This is a genomic window from Pantoea sp. ANP04, from assembly GCF_041982285.1.
Taxonomy (GTDB): Bacteria; Pseudomonadota; Gammaproteobacteria; order Enterobacterales; family Enterobacteriaceae; genus Pantoea; species Pantoea eucalypti.
Genome location: NZ_JAUTYS010000087.1, coordinates 1 through 606 on the forward strand (window position 1 = coordinate 1; position 606 = coordinate 606).

At 54.3% G+C, this 606-nt stretch carries 2 protein-coding genes; one reads left to right on the plus strand and one right to left on the minus strand.

Going from position 1 to position 606, the window contains the following annotated elements:
* On the plus strand, positions 1 to 282 hold a 282-nt coding region (gene rsrA, locus Q7C21_RS22470), incomplete at its 5' end, for a mycothiol system anti-sigma-R factor (RefSeq protein WP_375151154.1).
* A gap of 85 nt (positions 283 to 367) precedes the next feature.
* Here the strand turns inward: rsrA and Q7C21_RS22475 are convergent.
* On the minus strand, positions 368 to 442 hold the full coding sequence (locus Q7C21_RS22475) for a 50S ribosomal protein bL37 (RefSeq protein ID WP_374954809.1): 75 nt from the start codon (positions 440 to 442) through the stop codon (positions 368 to 370).
* Positions 443 to 606: the final 164 nt, after the last annotated feature.

Consider the following 606-nt stretch of genomic DNA (forward strand, 5'->3'; position numbering starts at 1 on the left):
GAAGAAAGCGGAGAAGTAGCGATGGACTGTAACTCATTGGGGGACTGCGCCGATGACCGCATGGTACGCATTTATGAGTACCTCGACGGCGCGTTGACGCTGGGCGACCTAAAAGATGTTAAAGCACATCTTGATCACTGCCCGGAATGCACCGAGCAGTACGATCTGGAGTGCATCATTCGATCGGTGGTGCGCCGTAGCTGCCAGGAGGCTGCCCCGCAGCAGCTGAAGATGAATATTATTACGCGCATCTCGCAGATCCGCACCGAATCCGGGCACTAAGCCACGCGTTCAAAGACCCAAAAAGAAAACCCCGTATCCTTCGAAGTTACTTCGAATGGTACGGGGTTCTTTGTGCTCAAATCGCTTAGCTGTTTGGGCGCTTGCCGTGGTTGGCACCGCCACGCTTACGATCTTTACGCTTACGTGAACGCTTCGACATGGTGACTCCTTTGCGGGATCAATAATTGCCTTCCCGAATGCTCGGGCCGGCTAATAGTCTTTCATACCTTGGCACCATTGCCTAACCGGTGCGCCGGTGGTGAGTCGACGATTCTAAGGCTCTAGCTGGCGTCTGGTTCGGGCAGATCCAACCAGGAATACCAG